We start from the raw sequence: 18,407 nt of genomic DNA, 5'->3' as shown, positions 1-18,407 counted from the left end.
CATGCCCCGGGTCGTCCTCGTCACCGGCAAGGGCGGGGTCGGCAAGACCACCACCGCCGCCGCGACCGCCGTCGGTGCCGCGCGCCGGGGCCTGAAGACCCTCGTCGTCTCCACCGACGCCGCGCACAGCCTCGGTGACGCCCTGGACGTCGACCTGCGCACCGCCGCCACCTGGCGCGACACCCACGAGGTCGAGCCGGGCCTGCACGCGCTGGCCGTCGGCGCCCACACGGCCGTCGAGGCCGACTGGGAGGTCGTGCGCGCCTACCTGCTCGGGGTGCTCGACGCGATGGGCGTCGACGCCGTGGTCGCCGACGAGCTGACCTCGCTGCCCGGTGCCGAGGAGGTCGCGGCCCTCGCCGCGCTGGCCCACCAGGCCGACGAGGGCGGCTGGGACCTCGTCGTCGTCGACTGCGCCCCCACGGCCGAGACGCTGCGGCTGCTCGCCCTGCCCGAGGTGCTCGGCTGGCACCTCGACCGCCTGCTCCCGGCCCAGCGCCGGCTCCTGACGGTGCTGCGCCCCGCGGCCTCCGCCGCCGCCGGCATCCCGACCCCCGGACCCGAGGTCGTCGGTGTGCTGCGTGCTTGGCGCGACCTGATGACGGGGGTGCGCACCCTGCTCACCTCGCCCCGGGCCAGCGTGCGCCTCGTCCTCACGCCCGAGCGGGTCGTCATCGCCGAGAGCCGCCGGGTGCTCACCTCGCTGAGCCTGCACGGCTACGCGGTCGACGGCGTCGTCGTCAACCGCCTGCTCCCGCCCGCGCCCGCCGACGACCCGTGGCGCGCGGCGTGGGAGGTCGCCCAGGCCAGCGGCCTGGAGCAGGTGCGCGAGTCCTTCCTCGGCATCCCCCTGATGACCGCGCCGTACCTCGCGGGCGAGCCGATCGGTCCCGACGCCCTCGCCGCCCTCGCCGCCGCCACCGTCCCCGACACGGGTGACGCCCCCGACCTGCTCGATGACGTCGCCACCCCGCGCACGCGGGTCGAGGCCGACGGCGCCGACTTCGTGCTCACCCTGCCGCTGCCGCTCGTCACCGCCGGGCAGGTGCACCTCGCCCGCCGCGACGACGACCTCGTCATCGAGGTGGGCGACCAGCGTCGCGTCGTGACGCTCCCGTCGGTGCTGCGCCGCTGCGTCGTCCAGAATGCAGCGGTGGGCAGCGGCGAGCTGCGCGTGCGGTTCGAGCGTGACGAGGAGCAGTGGGCCAGTGGGCGCTGAGCGCTGGGACGAGCAGGTCGGGTCGGTGGCCGACGAGGCCGCGCGACTCCTCGAGAGCCTGCGACGCACCGCCGCCGAGGCTGCCGCCGGTGCCGATGACGGCGCCGGGTCGGCGCCGCCGCCCGCGGCCGACCCCGCCGACCCGGGGCCCGGCGCGGCCTCCTCCGAGGCCCCCGGCTGCTCGGACCCGTTCTGCCAGTGGTGCCCGCTGTGCCGCACGTCGGCGGTCGTCCGGTCGCTGAGCCCGGAGACGCTCTCGCGCCTGGCCGACCTGGCCGGCGTGGCGGCCGCGGTGCTCGCCGACCTCGCGAGCGCCCGCACCCGCGAGGCCCCCGCCGCCTCCTCCGGCGCCACCGCCACCGAGGACGACCGCGCCGATCGCCCGGGCCGCGCCCGCCCCATCCCCGTCCGCGACGCCGACGACCCGCAGGAGGACCCCCGTGGCTGACGCCCCGCTCGCCATCGGCATCGACATCGGCGGCACCAAGGTGGCCGGCGGCATCGTCGACGCCGACGGCGTGGTGCGCCGGCGGACCCGGCGCGACACCCCGCACCGGTCCACGAGCCCGCGCGTCGTCGAGGACACCATCGTCTCGGTCGTCGAGGAGCTCCTCGAGTCCGGCGACGACATCGCGGCCGTCGGCATCGGGGCGGCCGGCTTCGTCGCCGCCGACCGCGCCACCGTCGTCTTCGCCCCGCACCTGTCCTGGCGCAACGAGCCGCTGCGGGAGCGGCTCGGCGAACGTCTCGCGCTGCCGATCTTCGTCGACAACGACGCCAACGCCGCCGTGTGGGCCGAGCACCGCTTCGGCGCCGGGCGCGGCGAGAGCCACCTCGTCATGGTCAACCTCGGCACCGGGATCGGCGGCGGCATCGTCCTCGACGGCCGGGTGTTCCGGGGGAGGTTCGGCATCGCCGGCGAGTTCGGCCACATGCAGGTCGTCCCCGACGGCATCCGCTGCGAGTGCGGCAACCGCGGCTGCTGGGAGCAGTACGCCTCGGGCAACGCCCTCGTGCGCGAGGCCCGCGCCCTGATGTCGGCCGGCAGCCCCGTGGTGTCCGACCTCTTCGAGCGGGTCGGCGGTCGCCCCGAGGACCTCACCGGGCCGCTCGTCACCGAGGCCGCCAAGGACGGCGACCCCCTCGCCCGCGAGCTCCTCGGCGAGATCGGTCGCTGGCTCGGCATCGGGATGGCCGACCTCGCGGCCGCCCTCGACCCCGGCACCTTCGTCATCGGCGGCGGCGTCAGCGCGGCTGGGGAGCTGCTCCTCGCCCCGGCGCGCGAGGCCTTCCGGCGCCAGCTCACCGGACGCGGTTACCGGCCCGAGGCGCAGATCGTCTCGGCCGAGCTCGGCAACGAGGCGGGGCTCGTGGGGGCCGCCGACCTCGCCCGCACCGACGCCCTCGGCTGAGCGGACGGCGTCGATGGGGGTGGTGCGGGTCGCGTCGTACAACACCCGCGACTTCCTCGACGACCACCACCTCGCCGCACGGGTCGTGCGCGCCATCGACCCCGACGTCCTGTGCCTGCAGGAGGTCCCGCGGCGGCTGTTCGACGCCTGGCGGACCGCCCGGTTCGCGCGCGCCTGCGGGATGCGGTGGAGCGGGCGGCACCGGGGGAGCGGTGGCACCACGGTCTTCACGTCCCGCGCGCTGCGCGTGCTGGCGTCGGACCACACGCGGCTGCCGGTGCGCTGGCCGGACCGGACGCGCGGCTACGCCGTCGTGCGGGTGGCGCTGGAGGACGGTGCCGAGCTCACCGCGGTCTCGGTGCACCTCAGCCTCAAGCCGGGGGAGCGGGTGGCGCACACCGAGCGCATCCTCGGGCGCATCGCCGCGAGCGGTCCGCTCGTGCTCGCGGGGGACCTCAACGAGGACGACTCGGGCGCCGCCTGGAAGCTCATCGACGTCCCCGACCGGCTGCGGCTCGTGTCGCCGGCGGTCCCGACGTTCCCGGCCGGGCGGCCGCGGCGGCGGCTCGACGTCGTGTTCGCGTCGCCCGGGTTGCGCGTCCTCCCGCACCGCGAGGTGGCCGTCCCGGACGAGGTCTGGGCGCGGGCGAGCGACCACCGGGCCACGTGGGTCGACCTCGAGGTGCCACCCGCCTGACGAGCGACTCCTGTCCACCCGCGCCGAACGGGGTCACACTTGGGCCGCATGGGGACAGGATCCGGGGAGGCCTTCTCGTCCTTCCGCGTCCTGCCGCCGGTCGCCTTCGCCGGTCCGCTGCTCGTGGGCTGGGCAGCCACGCTCGTGTTCGGCGACCCGGTCGCCCGGTCTACCTCGGCCCGCTCGTGCTCTACCTCGGCCTGGCGCTGCTGGCGCCGTCGGTGTGGGCCCTCGTCCTGTTCCCCGTGGCCGTGGCGCTGCTCGACTGGGGGCCGTGCGGCCCGAGGAGCGGTTCATGCGCGAGCGGTTCGGTGACGAGTACGACGCCTACGCCCGACGCGTCCGCCGCTGGATCTGAACCGCGCAGGGTCCGTCCCCGGCACGTCAGACGGGCCGAACGCGTCCTCACCCCCCACACTTCAGGGGTGGGGAGCCGATCGGACGAGACCGTCGTCTCCTTCCGCGTGCTCCCGCCCGTGGCCGTGGCGGGGCCGCTGATCCTCGGGTGGCTGCTCACGTTCGTGCGTGGTGACCCCGTCCAGCTCGGCCCGTGGCACCGCCCGGTGGGCGCCGCGATCCTCGTGGTCTTCCTCGTGTGGCACGTCCGCTTGCTCCGCATGTTCTTCCGGAACCAGACGGGCCTGCTGCCGGGCGAGTCGACCGAGACGCTGCTCGTGACCGGGCCCTTCCGCGTCTCCCGCAACCCGATCTACCTCGGGCTGCTCTTCCTCTACCTCGGGCTGGCGCTGCTGGCACCCTCGTTCTGGGCGCTGGTCCTGCTCCCGGTGGTCGTGGCGCTGCTCGACTGGGGCGCGATCCGGCCCGAGGAGCGGTTCCTGCACCGGCGGTTCGGCGCCGAGTACGACGACTACGCCCGACGCGTGCGCCGCTGGCTGTGAGCCCCGCAGCGGCCGGGCCGGCGGGCGCCTACAGCCGGGCGCCGTCGTCGCTGTCGTGCTCGTCGCGGGTGGTGGGCTGGCGCAGGACGAGCAGCGCGAACCCGAGGAGCGACACCGCGACCGACGCCGCGAACCATCGGGTGCTGTAGAACGGCCGCGCGAACACGACGTACAGCAGCATGAGCGGCCCGGCGACGAGCCCGATGACGGCGCCCCAGAAGTGCAGGTCCTCCTGCGGGGGGAGGGTGACGTCCGGCGGCTCGAAGTGCTCCTCCTCGAGCTCGGCCTCGGCGGCGGAGGCCGCGGCCCGGGTGTCGTCGTCGGCCGGCGGGGCGGTGCGCCACGAGGAGGCGGGCAGGACGACGTCGAGCGGGGAGGGGTTGACCCAGGCGGGGCGGGTGACGGCGGCGGGGCCGGTGTCGGCCTGCGGGTCTGGTGCCTCGGTCGCGGCGTCCGGGGCCGCGGCGTCGCCGGTGTGGGCGGTGGGGTCCTCGGGGTCCTCGGCGCCGTCCTGGACAACCGGCACCGGGCCCTCCCAGCGCGCGACGATGGAGGCGAAGCGCTCGTCGACGTCGCGCTCGTCCATCTCGCCGGGCCGCTCGGCCACGGGCACCTCCTGGGGACCTCACTCGTGGACGTCGATCTTCGCACGACCCGTGCCCACCTGAGCAGTGTGACCGAGTGCACTAGGCTTCGGGCGTCAACGGGAGAAGGGTGGGCGGGTGTTCTACTGGGTGCTCAAGACGGTGGTCCTGGGGCCGATCCTCCGGTTGCTGTTCCGCCCGTGGGTCACGGGGGCCGAGCACATCCCCGAGGACGGTGCGGCCATCTTCGCCAGCAACCACCTCTCGTTCTCGGACTCGATCTTCCTGCCGCTCGTCGTGCCGCGGCGGATGACCTTCCTCGCCAAGTCCGACTACTTCACCGGCGACGGCCTCAAGGGCCGCCTCACCGCCGCGTTCTTCAAGGGCGTGGGGCAGCTTCCGGTCGACCGCTCCGGTGGTCGCGCCAGCGAGGCCGCCCTGCGCTCGGGCCTGAGGGTCCTCTCCCGCGGTGAGCTGCTCGGCCTGTACCCCGAGGGCACCCGCAGCCCCGACGGCCGCCTCTACAAGGGCAAGACCGGCGTCGCGCGCATGGCGCTCGAGGCCGGCGTCCCCGTCATCCCCGTCGCGATGATCGACACCGACAAGGCCCAGCCCACCGGCGCCAAGATCCCCAAGCTGATCCGGGTCGGCGTGCGGATCGGTGAGCCGCTCGACTTCTCGCGCTACGAGGGGATGGAGGGCGACCGCTTCGTCCTGCGCTCCATCACCGACGAGATCATGTACGCCCTGATGGAGCTGTCCGGCCAGGAGTACGTCGACATGTACGCCACGGCGATGAAGGACCGCATCGCGCGCGACAAGAAGAACAAGGCCCGCGAGGCCGCCGAGGCCGCCAAGCCGGGCCGCGCGTCCGACGAGCTCGAGGGTGCCCTCGACGAGATGGACGACCGCGACGAGCCCGGCCCGGAGCGCCGGGCCAGCTGAGCAGGCACGGCATGGGGGTGCTGGGGCCGCGGTCGCCGCGGACCGGTCGGCGTGAGCCGGTCGTCGTCGAGTCGTTCCACCGTGGGCTCGACGTGTTCCGGCCCGTCGCCACGGCCTACGCCGCGTTCCTCGCCTGGCAGCGGCACGACACGATGGTGCGGCCGTGGGTGGCAGCCGTCGTGCTCGGGGTCATGCTCGCGTGGTCGCTGGGGCTGCTCGTCTACCGGAGGAGGACGACGCGCGTCGTCGTCGCCGAGGTGACGATCGCGGTCCTGGGCGTCTTCGCCACGCTGCTCGCCGAGACGCCCGCGGCCATCGCCCAGGGACAGTTCACGATCCCGACGATCTGGGCGGCCGGATCGGTCGCCGGGGGAGCGGTGGCCTTCGGCGCCCGCGGCGGGCTCATCGCCGCCACGGCCATCGCGCTCGCCGACCTCATCGAGGTCGGGCGGCCCACCCAGACCACGATCCACAACATCGTCCTGCTCTTCCTCCTCGGCGGGCTCATCGGCCTGGCGGTCGACCTCGCCCGCCGCGGCCTCGAGCGCGAGGAGCAGGTGCTGCTCGAGCGCGAGCGGCTGCACGAGCGCGAGCGCATCGCCCGGGTCGTCCACGACGGCGTCCTGCAGTCGCTGGCCTACATCCACCGGCGCGGCACCGAGATCGGCGGACCGGCGGCCGAGCTGTCGGTGCTGGCCGCGGAGCAGGAGCGCTCGCTGCGGCGCTTCGTCTCCGGCACCGGTGCGCCCGACGTCCCCGACGGCGTCGCCGACCTGCGCGGCGTCCCGGGGGCGGAGGTCGACCTGCGGCTCCTGCTGTCGGCCCACGAGCGCCCCGACGTGGCCGTGGCGGTCCCGGCCGACCCCGTCGTCGTCGACGCCCTCGTGGCCCACGAGGTCGACGCCGCGGTCGCCGCAGCCCTCGACAACGTCCAGCGGCACGCCGGGCCCGGCGCCCGCGCGTGGGTCCTCCTCGAGGGCGACTCCACCGGCATCGAGCTGACGATCCGCGACAACGGGGCGGGCGCCGAGCTCGCCGACCTCCTCGGCGCCGCCGAGCACGGCCGGATGGGCGTGAGTGGCTCGATCCGGGGACGCGTGGAGGACCTGGGTGGCACAGTCACGTGGACGACGCGCCCCGGGGGCGGCTGCGTCGTGCGGATGACCGTCCCCCGCAGCGCGAAGGAGCGCCGATGAGCGAGCAGGACCCGACGCCGGGCACGGTGGCCCGGGGGTCGGCCGACGACCCCAGCGTCCTCGTGGCCGACGACCACCCGCTGTGGCTCTCGGCGCTCGAGCGCGACCTCACCGGGCGCGGCCTGCGGGTCGTCGCCACGGCCGCCGACGGTCCCACCACGGTGCGCCGGGCGCGCGCGACCCGGCCGGACGTCCTCGTGCTCGACCTCAACCTGCCCGGCATGCGGGGCGACGAGGTGTGCCGGGCCATCGGCGACCTGCCGACCCGCGTCCTCATCCTCTCGGCCAGCGGCGAGCAGCACGACGTCCTCGCGGCGATCAAGGCCGGCGCCACCGGGTACCTCGTGAAGTCGGCCTCGGCGGAGGAGATCGTCGCCGCGGTGCTCGCCACCGCTCGCGGCGAGGCGGTCTTCACACCCGGTCTGGCCGGCCTCGTCCTCGGCGAGTTCCGCCGGATGGCGAGCGAGCCGGAGGCCGAGCCGGAGCCCGCGAAGGGCGCCCGCCCCATCCCCGAGCTCACCGACCGCGAGACCGAGGTGCTGCGCCTCGTCGCCACCGGGATGTCGTACAAGGAGATCGCCGCCGAGCTGTTCCTGTCGCACCGCACGGTCCAGAACCACGTGCAGAACACCCTCGGCAAGCTGCACCTGCACAACCGCGTCGAGCTGGTCCGGTTCGCCCTGGCCCGCGGCCTCGAGGACGAGCCGGGCGCCTGAGGGGGTACCGCCATGCGGGCACGCACGGGCGCCCGACGGGCGGGACCTATCCTTGACCCTCGTGAGCACGACCATCGATCCCGACCCCCGCCAGCGGCTCGCCGCCGGTGCCGACCTCACTGCCGCCCAGCAGCCGGTCTGGCCCGACCGCGATGCCCTCGACGAGGCCGTGGCCACGCTCTCCACCTACCCCCCGCTCGTCTTCGCCGGCGAGTGCGACGTCCTGCGCGACCGGATGGCGGCGGTCGCCCGCGGTGACGCGTTCGTCCTCCAGGGCGGCGACTGCGCCGAGACGTTCGTGTCCGCCACGGCCGACAACATCCGCGACCGGATCAAGACGATCCTGCAGATGGCGGCCGTCCTCACCTACGGCGCGTCCGTGCCGGTCGTCAAGGTCGGCCGGATGGCCGGGCAGTACGCCAAGCCCCGCTCGAGCAACGACGAGACCCGCGAGGGCGTGACCCTGCCGGCGTACCGCGGCGACATGGTCAACGACTACGAGTTCACGCCCGAGTCGCGCACCCCCGACCCGCACCGGCTCGTGCGGGCGTACCACGCGAGCAGCGCGACCCTGAACCTCGTGCGCGCGTTCACCATGGGCGGCTTCGCCGACCTGCGCCACGTCCACGACTGGAACAAGGGCTTCGTCGCCAACGCCGCGAACGCCCGCTACGAGCGGCTCGCCAAGGACATCGACAAGGCGATGAAGTTCATGGACGCCTGTGGCGCCAACTTCGAGGCCATGCGCACCACCGAGTTCTTCTCCGCCCACGAGGCGCTGCTCCTCGACTACGAGCGCCCCCTGACCCGGGTCGACTCGCGCACCGGCGAGCTGTACGACACCTCGGGCCACTTCATCTGGGTCGGCGAGCGCACCCGCGACCTCGACGGCGCGCACATCGACTTCGTGTCGAAGGTGCGCAACCCGGTGGGGGTCAAGGTGTCCGCGAACGCCGACACCGACGACCTCCTGCGGATGATCGACGTCATCGACCCCACCCGCGAGCCCGGCCGGCTCACCTTCATCACGCGGATGGGCGCGGGCCGGATCCGCGAGGCGCTGCCCCACATCGTGGAGAAGGTCACGGCGTCGGGGGCCTCCATCACGTGGGTCTGCGACCCGATGCACGGCAACACCTTCGAGTCGGCGTCGGGCTACAAGACGCGCGACTTCGACGACGTCGTCGAGGAGGTCGAGGGCTTCTTCGAGGTGCACCGCGGCCTCGGCACGGTGCCCGGCGGCATCCACGTCGAGCTCACCGGCAACGACGTCACCGAGTGCCTCGGCGGTGCCGAGCGGATCCTCGACGCCGACCTCGCCAAGCGCTACGAGTCGGTGTGCGACCCGCGCCTGAACCACCAGCAGAGCCTGGAGCTGGCGTTCCTCGTCGCCGAGATGCTGAACCAGGACTGAGTGCCTTCGTGACCACGTACGTCGCAGACCTGTTGTCCGACACCCTCACCCGTCCCACGCGCGCGATGCGGGAGGCGATGGCGAGCGCCGAGGTCGGTGACGACGTCTTCGGCGAGGACCCCACGGTGCGCGCACTCGAGCAGCGCGTGGCCGGGCTCCTGGGCCACGAGGACGGGCTGTTCACGCCCACCGGGTCGCTGGCCAACCAGCTGGGGATGCGGCTGCACGTCGGTCCGGGCCAGGAGGTCGTCGCCGACCAGAACGCGCACGTGGTGCGCGCCGAGCTCGGTGCCGCCGCGGTGTTCTCGGGCATCACGTCGCGCACGTGGCCCTCGGTGCGGGGGAGGCTCGAGCCCTCGGGGCCGATGTCGCTCGTCACCACGGGCGTCGGGCCGTACCAGGTGGAGACGGCGCTCGTCGTCGTGGAGAACACCCACAACTTCGGCGGCGGGACGGTCCAGCCGCTCGACGCCATCCGCGAGGTGCGGGCGGCGACCTCCGCGGTCGGGGTCGGCATGCACCTCGACGGTGCCCGGCTCTGGAACGCCCACGTCGCGTCCGGGGTGTCCCTGGCCGACTACGGGCGCGAGTTCGACACGGTGTCGGTGTGCCTGTCCAAGGGCCTGGGTGCGCCGGTGGGCTCGGTCCTCGTCGGGTCGTCCGCGCGGATGGCGGAGGCGCGCGTGTGGCGCAAGCGGTACGGCGCCGGGATGCGGCAGGTCGGCATCCTCGCGGCGGCCGGGCTGCACGCCCTCGACCACCACGTCGAGCGGTTGGCCGACGACCACGCGCGGGCGGCACGGTTTGCGGCGGCGTGCGCCGAGGCGGCCCCGGGGTCGGTCGACGCCGCGACCGTGGAGACGAACATCGTCGTCCTCGACGTCGGCGCGGCCGGATGGACGTCGGCGGCCTTCGTCGCGGCGCTGCTCGAGCGCGGCGTGCGGACCTACGCCGTGGGGCCGGCCGCCGTGCGGCTCGTCTGGCACCTCGACGTCGACGACGCCGGCACCCACGCGGCCGTCGACGCCGCCACCGCGGTCCTGCGCACCCCCGCCTGAGACGCGACTCATTGCGATCCACCCACCTTTTCGCGCCCGTTTCCGGGCCGTCGAGGTGGGTGGATGGCAATACGTCGCGGCTTCCTCCTCGACTTCGTGCGAGTTGGGTGCGGTTCTGCGGGCTCAGGGGCCTGAGAACGGCACCGAAGTCGCACGAGGTCGAGGAGGGCGGCGTCAGTCGCCGTTCTCGTTGTGATCGCGGCTCATCGCGATGGCGAACGGGTTGTCGTTGAAGTCGTCCTCCGGGAGGCCGTCGTGGCTCAGCACGGTGGTCGTGTACCGGACCTGCTCGAGCCCGGGAGCGTCATCGAGGCGGTTGACCCCGTCGCCGTGCATGATCACGCCGGCGGCCGTCTCCACACGCTCGACATGGAGCTCGGCGTCCTCAGGGATGTCGTCCGTCCAGTACTCGAGGTAGGTCCGTCGTCCGGCGTCGATGAGGGCGTCGGGGTCGGTGATGCGGTAGTCCCACCTCCCGACCACGGTGAGCACCTGCCCGGGCGTGGTCTCGTCCGCCTCCCAGTCATCGTCGTCGTCCGCGAGGACGCCCAGGGGGACCACGCCGCACCCGGTCGGCGTCGAGGGCGTCGATGTCGTCGCTCATGCGCCCGACCCTAGAGGCGGAAGGCGCGCGCCCTCGGCGACTTCCTCCTGGACTTCGTGCGAGTTGGGTGCGGTTCTGCGGGCTCCGGGGCCCCAGAACCGCACCCAAGTCGCACGAGGTCGAGGACCTGGACTGGGGTCAGACGTCGTGGTGGAGGGCCTCGACGGGTGGGTCCTGGGCAGCGGTGGCGGCCGGGTCGCGCGGCGTGGAGCGCAGCTCGACGAGGTACATGGCCGCGACGACGAGCGCCCCTCCGAGCAGCATCCGCCGGGTCAGCGACTCGCCCCCGAGCAGCACCGCGAAGAACGCCGCGAACACCGGCTCCAGCGCCATGACGATGGCCGCGCGGGTGGCTGTGAGGTGCGCCTGCGCCCAGGTCTGCGCCCACAGGGCCAGCGCCCCGGCCACCAGCGCCATGTAGAGCAGCGAGGCCCACTGGCCACCCGTGGCGGGCAGCGTCAGCCCACCGGGCACCGCGGCGACCCCGCACACGAGCGCGATCACCGACGCCTGCACGGTCGCCAGCCCCACCGCGGCCTGCGGTGTCGACCACCGGCCCAGCGCCACGATGTGCCCGGCGTAGAGGAACGCCGACGACAGGGTCAGCGCCTCACCGGCCCCGACCGACAGCCCGCGCAGCGACAGCACGGCGAGACCCACCGACGCCAGCCCCACCGCCAGCCAGGTGACCAGGCCGATGCGGTCGCGCAGCAGCACCGCACCCAGCACCGGCGTGAGCACGACGTACGTTCCCGTGATGAAGCCCGACACCGACGCGTCGGTGTGCTGCAGCCCCATCGTCTGGAGCACCTGGGCCACCCCGTAGAGCGCCCCCAGCACCGCCCCGACCCGCAGGTCGTGCCTCCCCAGTGCCAGCGTCTGGCGCCGGAACAGCACGAACATCACCACGGCCGCGATGCCGAACCGCACCGCGAGGAAGTCGGCCGGCGGCACGTGGTCGACGAGGTCGCGGATGAGGAAGAACGTCGACCCCCACACGGCGGTGACGGCGACGAGGAGCAGCGTGGCGACGCGCACGTGGCGCGGGCCGCCCACGGAGGCGGTCGTCATCAGGAGCGGGTCAGACGATCGTGATGGTGACGGTGCTGCCCTTGGGGGCCTGGCTGCCGCCCGGCGGGTCCTGCAGGCGCACGGTGCCGAAGTAGCCGCCGAGGGCGCGCCGCACCTCGACCTTGAAGCCCGCGCCCTCGAGCAGCGCACGCGCCTGCTGGGTCTGCTGGCCGACGACATTGGGCACGTCGACGAGGACCGGCCCCTTGGAGACGACCAGCGTGATGGTGTCGCCGCGGTAGAGCGTGCCGCCGCGCGGGTCCTGGCTGATGACGGCGCCCTTGGGCGCGGTGTCGCTGTTCTCCTGCTTCGTGGCGTTGACCTTGAGGCCGAGGTCGTTGAGCTTCTTGGTGGCGTCCTTGGCCGGCTTGCCGGTGAAGTCGGGCACCGAGATGGGCTCGCGGCCCTTGCTCACGGTGAGCGCCACCGCGGTGCCGGGCTTGAGGCTGGCGCCGGGCCCGGGCTTGGCCGAGACGACCTGGCCCTCGGGGATGGTGTCGGAGAACGCCTTGGACACCTTGCCGACCGTGAGCTTGACCGCCTCGATCTGCCGTACGGCCTCGGCCTGCGACATCCCCACCACCGCGGGGACCTGGTAGCGCTCCGGGCCCTTGGACACGGTGAGCCGGACGTCCGTGCCCTTGCGGACCTCGGCGCCCGGGCCGGGGGTGGCCGAGACGACGGTGCCCTTCGGCACGGCCTCGTCGAAGGCCTCGACGACCTTGGCGTCGAGGGAGGCGGCCGTCAGCGCCTGCACGGCCTGCGCCTGCGGGCGCCCGGCCACCGAGGGCACCGTGACGATCGAGCCGGGGCCGAGGAGGAAGAACCACGCCGTGAGGGCCGCCACGAGGCCGGAGGCGACGACGGCCGGCCACCAGCGGCGCGGGCCGCGCCCGTCGCCGTCGACGACGACTCCCTCGAGCGGGGGAGAGACGGCGATGGCGGTGGTGCGGTCGCCGCCGTGGGTGCGCCGCACGTCGGTGGAGGCCGCCTCGCGGGTGGCGAGGGCCGCTCCGGCGGCCGCAGCGCCCGCCCGGCGGGGGAGTGCCGCGGTGGCGGTGGGCACGGAGGCGGCGGCCGTGGCGGCGACGCCGGCCGGCCGGGCATCCAGCGCGGTGCTCGACAGCGAGGAGCGCACCCGGCGCAGCAGGCCGAGGAGCTCGGCGGCGTCCTCGGGTCGCTCGTCGGGGTCGCGGGCCGTGGCCTCGGCGACGAGCTCGTCGAGCGCCGGCGGGATGCCGACCACGCGGCTCGACGGGGCCGGCACGCCACCGTGGACGTGCTGGTAGGCCACGTGGATGGGCGTCTCGCCGGTGAACGCCTTGCCACCGGTGAGCATCTCGAACAGGACCAGCCCGGCCGCGTAGACGTCGGAGCGGGCGTCGGCGACCCCGCGCTCGACCTGCTCGGGCGACAGGTACGCGACGGTGCCCAGCAGCATCCCCGTGCTGGAGGTGACCGTCTGGCTCGACACGGCGCGGGCCAGGCCGAAGTCGGCGACCTTGACGGCGCCGTTGTCGCTGATGATGACGTTCTCGGGCTTGACGTCGCGGTGGATCAGGCCCTTGCCGTGGGCCTCGGCGAGGGCGAGCAGCACCGGCTCGAGGACGTCGAGGGCGGCCCGGGGGCTCAGCGGCCCCTCGTCGTTGAGCACCTCGCGCAGCGTCTTGCCGGAGACGTACTCCATGGCGAGGAAGATGTGGTCCTCGTCGGCGCCCTGGTCGAACACGGCGACGACGTTGGGGTGCGACAACGAGGCGGCGGCACGGGCCTCACGCCGGAACCGGGTGACGAAGCTGTCGTCGTGCACGAGGTGCTGGCGCATGATCTTGAGGGCGACCTCGCGGTCGAGCCGCTCGTCGAGCGCCAGGTAGACCGTGGCCATCCCGCCGTCGGCAACGCGACGGAGCACTTTGTAGCGTCCGTCGAGGGTGCGCCCGATGAGCGCGTCGCCGGTGGATGACACCGCACGAGTGTAGGTGCTCCCCGACACCGTCGCCCTCACCGTCTGCCGGGTGTCACATGGTCTTGCGGAGGAGGAGGACGTTGCGCACGTACCCCTTGGTGTCGCTGTACATGCCGTTCTTCTGCAGCGCGCCGAGCCCCTGGTAGTACGCCGCGACCTGGTGCTCCGTCTTCGAGGTAGCGCGTCCGAGGGCCCGCAGCATGACCACGCCGGCGGTGATGTTGTCCTGGGTGTTGCGCAGGTTGAGGTGGCGCCCCACGAGTGACGAGGCCCACTGGCCGCCCGAGGGGATGACCTGCATCACGCCGACCGCGTTCGCCACCGACACGGCCCGCTGGTTCCAGCCGGACTCCTGGTAGGCGATGGCGAGGGCCAGCTTCGGGTCGACGCCGTGGCGGCGGGCCGTGGTGATGATCATCGCCCGGGTCTCGCTGCGGCTCGGGACGTGCGCCTTGGCGAGGATCGCCCGGTTGCGGGCGGCGGCCTGGGCGATCGCCGAGGGGTACTTCACGCCGTTGAAGGTGTCGGGCACCGAGGAGCGGGCGGCCGACTTCGAGGCGCTGGCGGGAAGGCGCAGCCGCTGTCCGGGGTGGATCACCGAGCGCGAGGAGATGCCGCTGGCCTTGGCGATGGCGCCGACGGTCGTGCGGTGCCGGACCGCGATGCCGCCCAGGGTGTCGCCGTTGCGGACCGTGTACGTGGCGGCCTTGGCCGTGTTCGCCGCGGCGGCCCGGGCGGCGGCGGCGGTGGCGGCGGCCCCGCGCACCGTGAGGCGCTGACCGGGGTGGATGAAGGCGCTGGCCGAGATGTGGTTGGTCTTCAGCAGCGAGGCCAGCGGGACGCGGTAGCGGATGGCGATGCCCGAGAGGGTGTCTCCGGCGCGCACCGTGTGCACGGTGCTCCTCGCGGCAGCGGCCTTCGCGGGCGCGGCGGTCCGGGGCACCGTCAGGCGCGTGCCGGCCATGATGAGGTGCCGGTCGCGGATGTGGTTCCTGGCCACGAGCACACCGATGGTCGTGCGGTGTCGGGCGGCGATCCCCTCGAGGGTGTCGCCGGCCCGGACGACGTAGGTTCCCCAGCCGTGCGGGGCCGGGCTCGCGGTCGACACCGCGGCAGCCGGGAGGACGGCCAACGGGGGAACCGTGGCCGGAGGGGCGATGAAGACCATGACTCGTCCTTGCCTGTGTGGCGAGAGGGGCAGATGGTGTCAGAGAGACCTTTGGGGCAAACGGTACCCGAGAGGTGACCGATCGTCAGCCGGACGAGCCGACCGGACGTGTCGCGGCGCTGTGGCACGCTTGCCGGGTGACCGATGCCCCGCACGACAGCGCCGACTCCACCCCCACCCCGGACCCCGCCGGCGACCTCGAGTCCCTCGTCCCCGTCTGGCTCACGGTCCCTGACATCGCCGAGCGCCTGGGCCTGCGGCTCGCCGACGTCCGCCGCCTCATCGAGGACCGCGAGCTGCTGTCCCACCGGGTGGGGGAGCGACGGGTCGTCAGCGTCCCCGCCGGCTTCGTCGACGACGAGGGGCCGCTGCCCGCCCTCAAGGGCACCTTCACCGTGCTCACCGACGGCGGGATGACCGACGTCGAGGTCATCCGGTGGCTGCACACCGTCGACGAGACCCTCCCGACCTCCGGCACCCCGCTCGACGCCATCCACGCCGGCTTCAAGACCGAGGTCCGCCGGCGAGCGATGGAAGAGGCCTTCTAGCTCCCCGTGATCGGCACCAGCCGCAGGTCGTAGGTGAACGTGATGGACCGCGACCGGTCGAAGGTCCCGTCGGACGCAACCTGGCTGAACGACGACGTCCCCACGAGATGCGCCGGGTCGGGATCGGTGTCGGTGAACGTGTCGACGAGGATGTCGTCGGACGGCCATCCGACCCCGGCCTGGGGCCATGCCAGGAACCAGTACCCCCCTGGATAGGTCGCCCACGACTCGTACGAAGAGCCATCGCACCATGTCGACGTCACCCCGCCCCCTGCCGTCCCGCTCTCCTCCTCGTCGGGGGTGGGGTCCAGGCCGTCGACGTACGCGTACCACCCGTTGGTCGGATCGCCGAACATGACGATGCCCTCCTGCCGCGTCGCTCCCGCGAAGGTGGCATCGAAGTCACCCCTCGACGGGCAGGCGCCGCTGGTGTAGGCGCGGTCCTCGTGAGCCGACCCCGACACGGTCGTGGCGTAGCGTCCGCGGCCCTCCTCCCCGACCTTCTCGACCAGGGGGCCGAGGACGTAGGTCGCGTCCTGCGTCGCCTTGGCCGTCTCGCCACCTTCGATGCGGGTCTCGGCCCACTGAGCGTCGACGGTGATCGAGCCGTCCCAGCGCACGCCGCCACACCCATCGGAGCGGAACAGCTCCTTGGACGCGATGACGAACTCCGCCGTGGCGAACGACCATCCCAGCCCCCACTTCTCGGCGACACCAGCCACCGAGATGCGCAACGAGGCCTCCAGCGTCACGCAGCTCAGGCCGTTGTTCGGTTCGTAGGCCAGGTCGAGCTGTGGGCCGATGCCGATCTCGACACCGACGACGCCGAACATCTTCGCGGACAGCGACTCGGTGAGGCTCGCGCTGACCTGGGCGCTGAACTCCTCGTCGTCCGTCGCCTCACCCGAGAGATCGGCCGAGTTGAGGTCAGTCACGTCCCCGTCGTCGTACTGGAAGCCGATCCGCACGGGGATCGAGACGCTGGTCGACGTCGACAGCTCGTTCGAGACCGATGCCGACAGGTCGACCGACCACCCGAACTCGACGGGGCCCACCCAGCCCAGGGGGCCGTCCAGGAGCGTCAGGGAGCAGGTGAAGCCCCCGGTGACCGCCACGGTCCAGGTAAACGTCACCTCTCCGCGCAGGTCGAGCCGCGCGCTCAGTTCGCGGAGTGAGAAGTCGGCCTGGCCGCTCATGCCGTCGAACGACACCGATGGCGCGGCGACGACTCCTCCCTCGACCGTGCACTCCGGGACGGCAGTGAGGCGCATCGAGCGGCCTGCCGGGCTGGACGCGGAGGAAGCGTCGCTGGCGGGAGTGGCCTGCGAGCTGTGGATCTCGAGGTCGGTGAACAGGTCCTGGAGGTTCGCGGGGGAGAACGTGGCAGAGACCGTCCCGTTGGGGTTGGCCGTGCGAGCCGTGACGAGGCCGGAGACCCCGGCACCCGATGCCGGCCCTCCGGCGAAGACGAAGTGGCCACCGACCGCCGGGGCGTCCGACGAGGCGGCGAAGACGACCGTCCCTCCGTCGGTGGCGTCCCCCGTCACCGACACGAGGTCTCCCGGACCGTGCATGGTCGTGCCGGGCGTGAGGGCGAAGGCGGTGGTCGACGTCGTTCCCGTCGGGAACCACCCGACGACGTCGGCGGCGAGGTGGGTGGAGCCGGCGTTGTTGTAGACCGAGACGGCCCCACCCGCCCCGACCTTCACGACCACGAGGTTCGCAGCGACCTGGCCGCTCCTGAGGTTGAGGACGGACGCGGTGGGCCGCGGCTGCCCCGTGGGCCACGCGGTGACGAACGTCGACGCCGTGGGGGCGATCCCGGTGAGGTTGAGGACCACCGCGCCCACTCCGGTGGAGGGGACGCCTCCGTGTCCGGCGACGGTGAGGGCGAGGGTCTTCCCGGCACCGAGCGCCGCCTTCGGAGCGCCGAGGCCCGTCCGGGTGTCCAGCACCCGAGCCGGGGTGAGCGGGCCGTAGGCGGACGAGGTGGGGAACCACCCGACCACGTCGGCGAGGAGGTCGACCTCACCGGCCTTGTTGAACAGGGAGAACCGGCCGCTGGTGCCGAGCTTGACGATGGCCAGGTTCGGCCGGACCTGCCCCTTGACGAGGTTGAGGTTCGACGCCAGTGGCGCGACCTGTCCGGAAGGGAACGCCGTGACGTACGTCGTGGCCGTCGGCGACACCCCCGTGAGGTTCACGACGACTGCGGCCACCCCGCTGGTCGGGATGCCGCCCGCGCCGGTCGCCTGGACGGTCACCGTCGTGGAGGCTCCGACGCGCGCCTTCGCCCCACCCACGCCGGTCCGGGTGTCGAGGATCCGCGCGGGGACGAGCGGCTGGAGGCTCGACGCCTCGGGGAACCATCCCACGACGTCGGCGAGCAGGTGCACGGCCCCGGAGTTGTTGAACAGGTCGACCTTTCCGTCCCGCCCCACCTTGGTGACGACGAGATTGGGAGCGGTGTCGCCGCGGACGAGGTTGAGCGATGACGCCACCGGCCTGACCGCGCCGTGCGGCCACACCGTCACATAGGTCGTCGCGCTCGCCGCTACGGCAGTGACGTTGAGGGCGACCGCGCCCACACCGGCGTCCGGGACGCCACCGACCCCCGTGACGTCGAGGGAGACCACCCCGCCTGCTCCCACGAGGCCCCCGGGGGCTCCGACGCCCGTGCGGGTGTCGAGCACGCGGCTGGGGACGAGCGGCTCCAGGTCGCCCCCTCCGTAGGTCACGAGCGGCTCGGCCGCGGTGGAGGTCCCGACCGCTGCGCTCGCGGAGCGGTGGCCGCCCGTGGGGGCGATCGTCGCCGGGTCGGACGCCGCAGCAGGTGCGCCCAGCCCGAGGAGACTCAGCGCGACGGTGGTGGTGGCTGCAACCAGACGACTGTGGCGCATCGGCATGTCC

General features: G+C 73.5%; 17 protein-coding genes. 11 read left to right on the top strand and 6 right to left on the bottom strand.

Translation table 11 applies throughout. From position 1 onward, the window contains the following. Position 1 precedes the first annotated feature (1 nt). From ACFLFB_RS11580 to ACFLFB_RS11560, 5 genes are all read left to right on the top strand, one after another. Complete coding sequence (locus ACFLFB_RS11580; protein ID WP_392542330.1) at positions 2-1,219, top strand: ArsA family ATPase; 1,218 nt, start codon at positions 2-4, stop codon at positions 1,217-1,219. Next, on the top strand, positions 1,209-1,667 hold the full coding sequence (locus tag ACFLFB_RS11575) for a hypothetical protein (RefSeq protein ID WP_392542329.1): 459 nt from the start codon (positions 1,209-1,211) through the stop codon (positions 1,665-1,667). The genes ACFLFB_RS11580 and ACFLFB_RS11575 overlap by 11 nt, the downstream gene beginning before the upstream one ends. Continuing rightward, positions 1,660-2,631, top strand: a complete 972-nt coding sequence (locus ACFLFB_RS11570; protein ID WP_392542328.1) for an ROK family glucokinase — start codon at positions 1,660-1,662, stop codon at positions 2,629-2,631. The genes ACFLFB_RS11575 and ACFLFB_RS11570 overlap by 8 nt, the downstream gene beginning before the upstream one ends. Before the next feature lie 13 nt (positions 2,632-2,644). Next, on the top strand, positions 2,645-3,328 hold the full coding sequence (locus tag ACFLFB_RS11565; RefSeq protein WP_392542327.1) for an endonuclease/exonuclease/phosphatase family protein: 684 nt from the start codon (positions 2,645-2,647) through the stop codon (positions 3,326-3,328). 425 nt (positions 3,329-3,753) lie between these two features. Continuing rightward, positions 3,754-4,227 carry a methyltransferase family protein gene (locus ACFLFB_RS11560; protein ID WP_392542326.1) on the top strand — a complete coding sequence of 158 codons (474 nt, stop codon included), beginning with the start codon at positions 3,754-3,756 and terminating at the stop codon, positions 4,225-4,227. Positions 4,228-4,255: 28 nt separating this feature from the next. Here the strand turns inward: ACFLFB_RS11560 and ACFLFB_RS11555 are convergent, their stop codons facing one another. Continuing rightward, positions 4,256-4,834 carry a hypothetical protein gene (locus ACFLFB_RS11555; RefSeq protein WP_392542325.1) on the bottom strand — a complete coding sequence of 193 codons (579 nt, stop codon included), beginning with the start codon at positions 4,832-4,834 and terminating at the stop codon, positions 4,256-4,258. A 115-nt stretch (positions 4,835-4,949) separates the two neighbouring features. Between ACFLFB_RS11555 and ACFLFB_RS11550 the strand changes: the two genes are divergently transcribed. The 5 genes from ACFLFB_RS11550 (at position 4,950) to ACFLFB_RS11530 (ending at position 10,140) form a co-directional block, all read left to right on the top strand. Then, entirely contained in the window at positions 4,950-5,756 is an 807-nt protein-coding gene (locus tag ACFLFB_RS11550) for a lysophospholipid acyltransferase family protein (protein ID WP_392542324.1), read from the top strand. Positions 5,757-5,767: 11 nt separating this feature from the next. Further along, positions 5,768-6,952, top strand: a complete 1,185-nt coding sequence (gene macS, locus ACFLFB_RS11545) for a MacS family sensor histidine kinase (protein ID WP_392542323.1) — start codon at positions 5,768-5,770, stop codon at positions 6,950-6,952. Further along, on the top strand, positions 6,949-7,668 hold the full coding sequence (locus tag ACFLFB_RS11540; protein ID WP_392542322.1) for a response regulator: 720 nt from the start codon (positions 6,949-6,951) through the stop codon (positions 7,666-7,668). The genes macS and ACFLFB_RS11540 overlap by 4 nt, the downstream gene beginning before the upstream one ends. A 61-nt stretch (positions 7,669-7,729) precedes the next feature. Next, positions 7,730-9,082 (top strand): class II 3-deoxy-7-phosphoheptulonate synthase, encoded by a 1,353-nt coding sequence (locus ACFLFB_RS11535; protein ID WP_392542321.1) that lies wholly within the window; start codon positions 7,730-7,732, stop codon positions 9,080-9,082. 8 nt (positions 9,083-9,090) lie between these two features. After that, entirely contained in the window at positions 9,091-10,140 is a 1,050-nt protein-coding gene (locus ACFLFB_RS11530; RefSeq protein WP_392542320.1) for a threonine aldolase family protein, read from the top strand. A 174-nt stretch (positions 10,141-10,314) separates the two neighbouring features. On the opposite strand, the gene ACFLFB_RS11525 is transcribed toward ACFLFB_RS11530, so the two are convergent. The 4 genes from ACFLFB_RS11525 to ACFLFB_RS11510 all read right to left on the bottom strand — a co-directional run bounded on the left by ACFLFB_RS11525 (position 10,315) and on the right by ACFLFB_RS11510 (position 14,949). Next, a complete protein-coding gene (locus tag ACFLFB_RS11525) occupies positions 10,315-10,701 on the bottom strand; it encodes a hypothetical protein (protein ID WP_392542319.1) in 387 nt (128 codons plus the stop codon). A 181-nt stretch (positions 10,702-10,882) separates the two neighbouring features. Continuing rightward, positions 10,883-11,815: a DMT family transporter gene (locus ACFLFB_RS11520; RefSeq protein ID WP_392542318.1), complete on the bottom strand. Its 933-nt coding sequence runs from the start codon at positions 11,813-11,815 to the stop codon at positions 10,883-10,885. A gap of 10 nt (positions 11,816-11,825) precedes the next feature. After that, a complete protein-coding gene (gene pknB, locus ACFLFB_RS11515) occupies positions 11,826-13,781 on the bottom strand; it encodes a Stk1 family PASTA domain-containing Ser/Thr kinase (RefSeq protein WP_392542317.1) in 1,956 nt (651 codons plus the stop codon). A gap of 52 nt (positions 13,782-13,833) precedes the next feature. Continuing rightward, the gene (locus tag ACFLFB_RS11510; protein WP_392542316.1) at positions 13,834-14,949 is read right to left on the bottom strand and encodes a LysM peptidoglycan-binding domain-containing protein; all 1,116 of its coding nucleotides are present in this window, start codon (positions 14,947-14,949) and stop codon (positions 13,834-13,836) included. A gap of 137 nt (positions 14,950-15,086) precedes the next feature. On the opposite strand from ACFLFB_RS11510, the gene ACFLFB_RS11505 reads away from it, so the two are divergent. Next, positions 15,087-15,497: an Rv2175c family DNA-binding protein gene (locus ACFLFB_RS11505; RefSeq protein ID WP_392542315.1), complete on the top strand. Its 411-nt coding sequence runs from the start codon at positions 15,087-15,089 to the stop codon at positions 15,495-15,497. On the opposite strand, the gene ACFLFB_RS11500 is transcribed toward ACFLFB_RS11505, so the two are convergent. Next, entirely contained in the window at positions 15,494-18,397 is a 2,904-nt protein-coding gene (locus ACFLFB_RS11500) for a hypothetical protein (protein ID WP_392542314.1), read from the bottom strand. The genes ACFLFB_RS11505 and ACFLFB_RS11500 overlap by 4 nt on opposite strands. Between the last annotated feature and the right edge of the window lie 10 nt (positions 18,398-18,407).

This window comes from Oryzobacter telluris (genome assembly GCF_043099285.1).
In the GTDB taxonomy this organism is placed as follows: domain Bacteria; phylum Actinomycetota; class Actinomycetes; order Actinomycetales; family Dermatophilaceae; genus Oryzobacter; species Oryzobacter telluris.
Note: the sequence above shows the minus strand (reverse complement) of the source record. Positions and strands in the feature narration are given on the sequence as shown.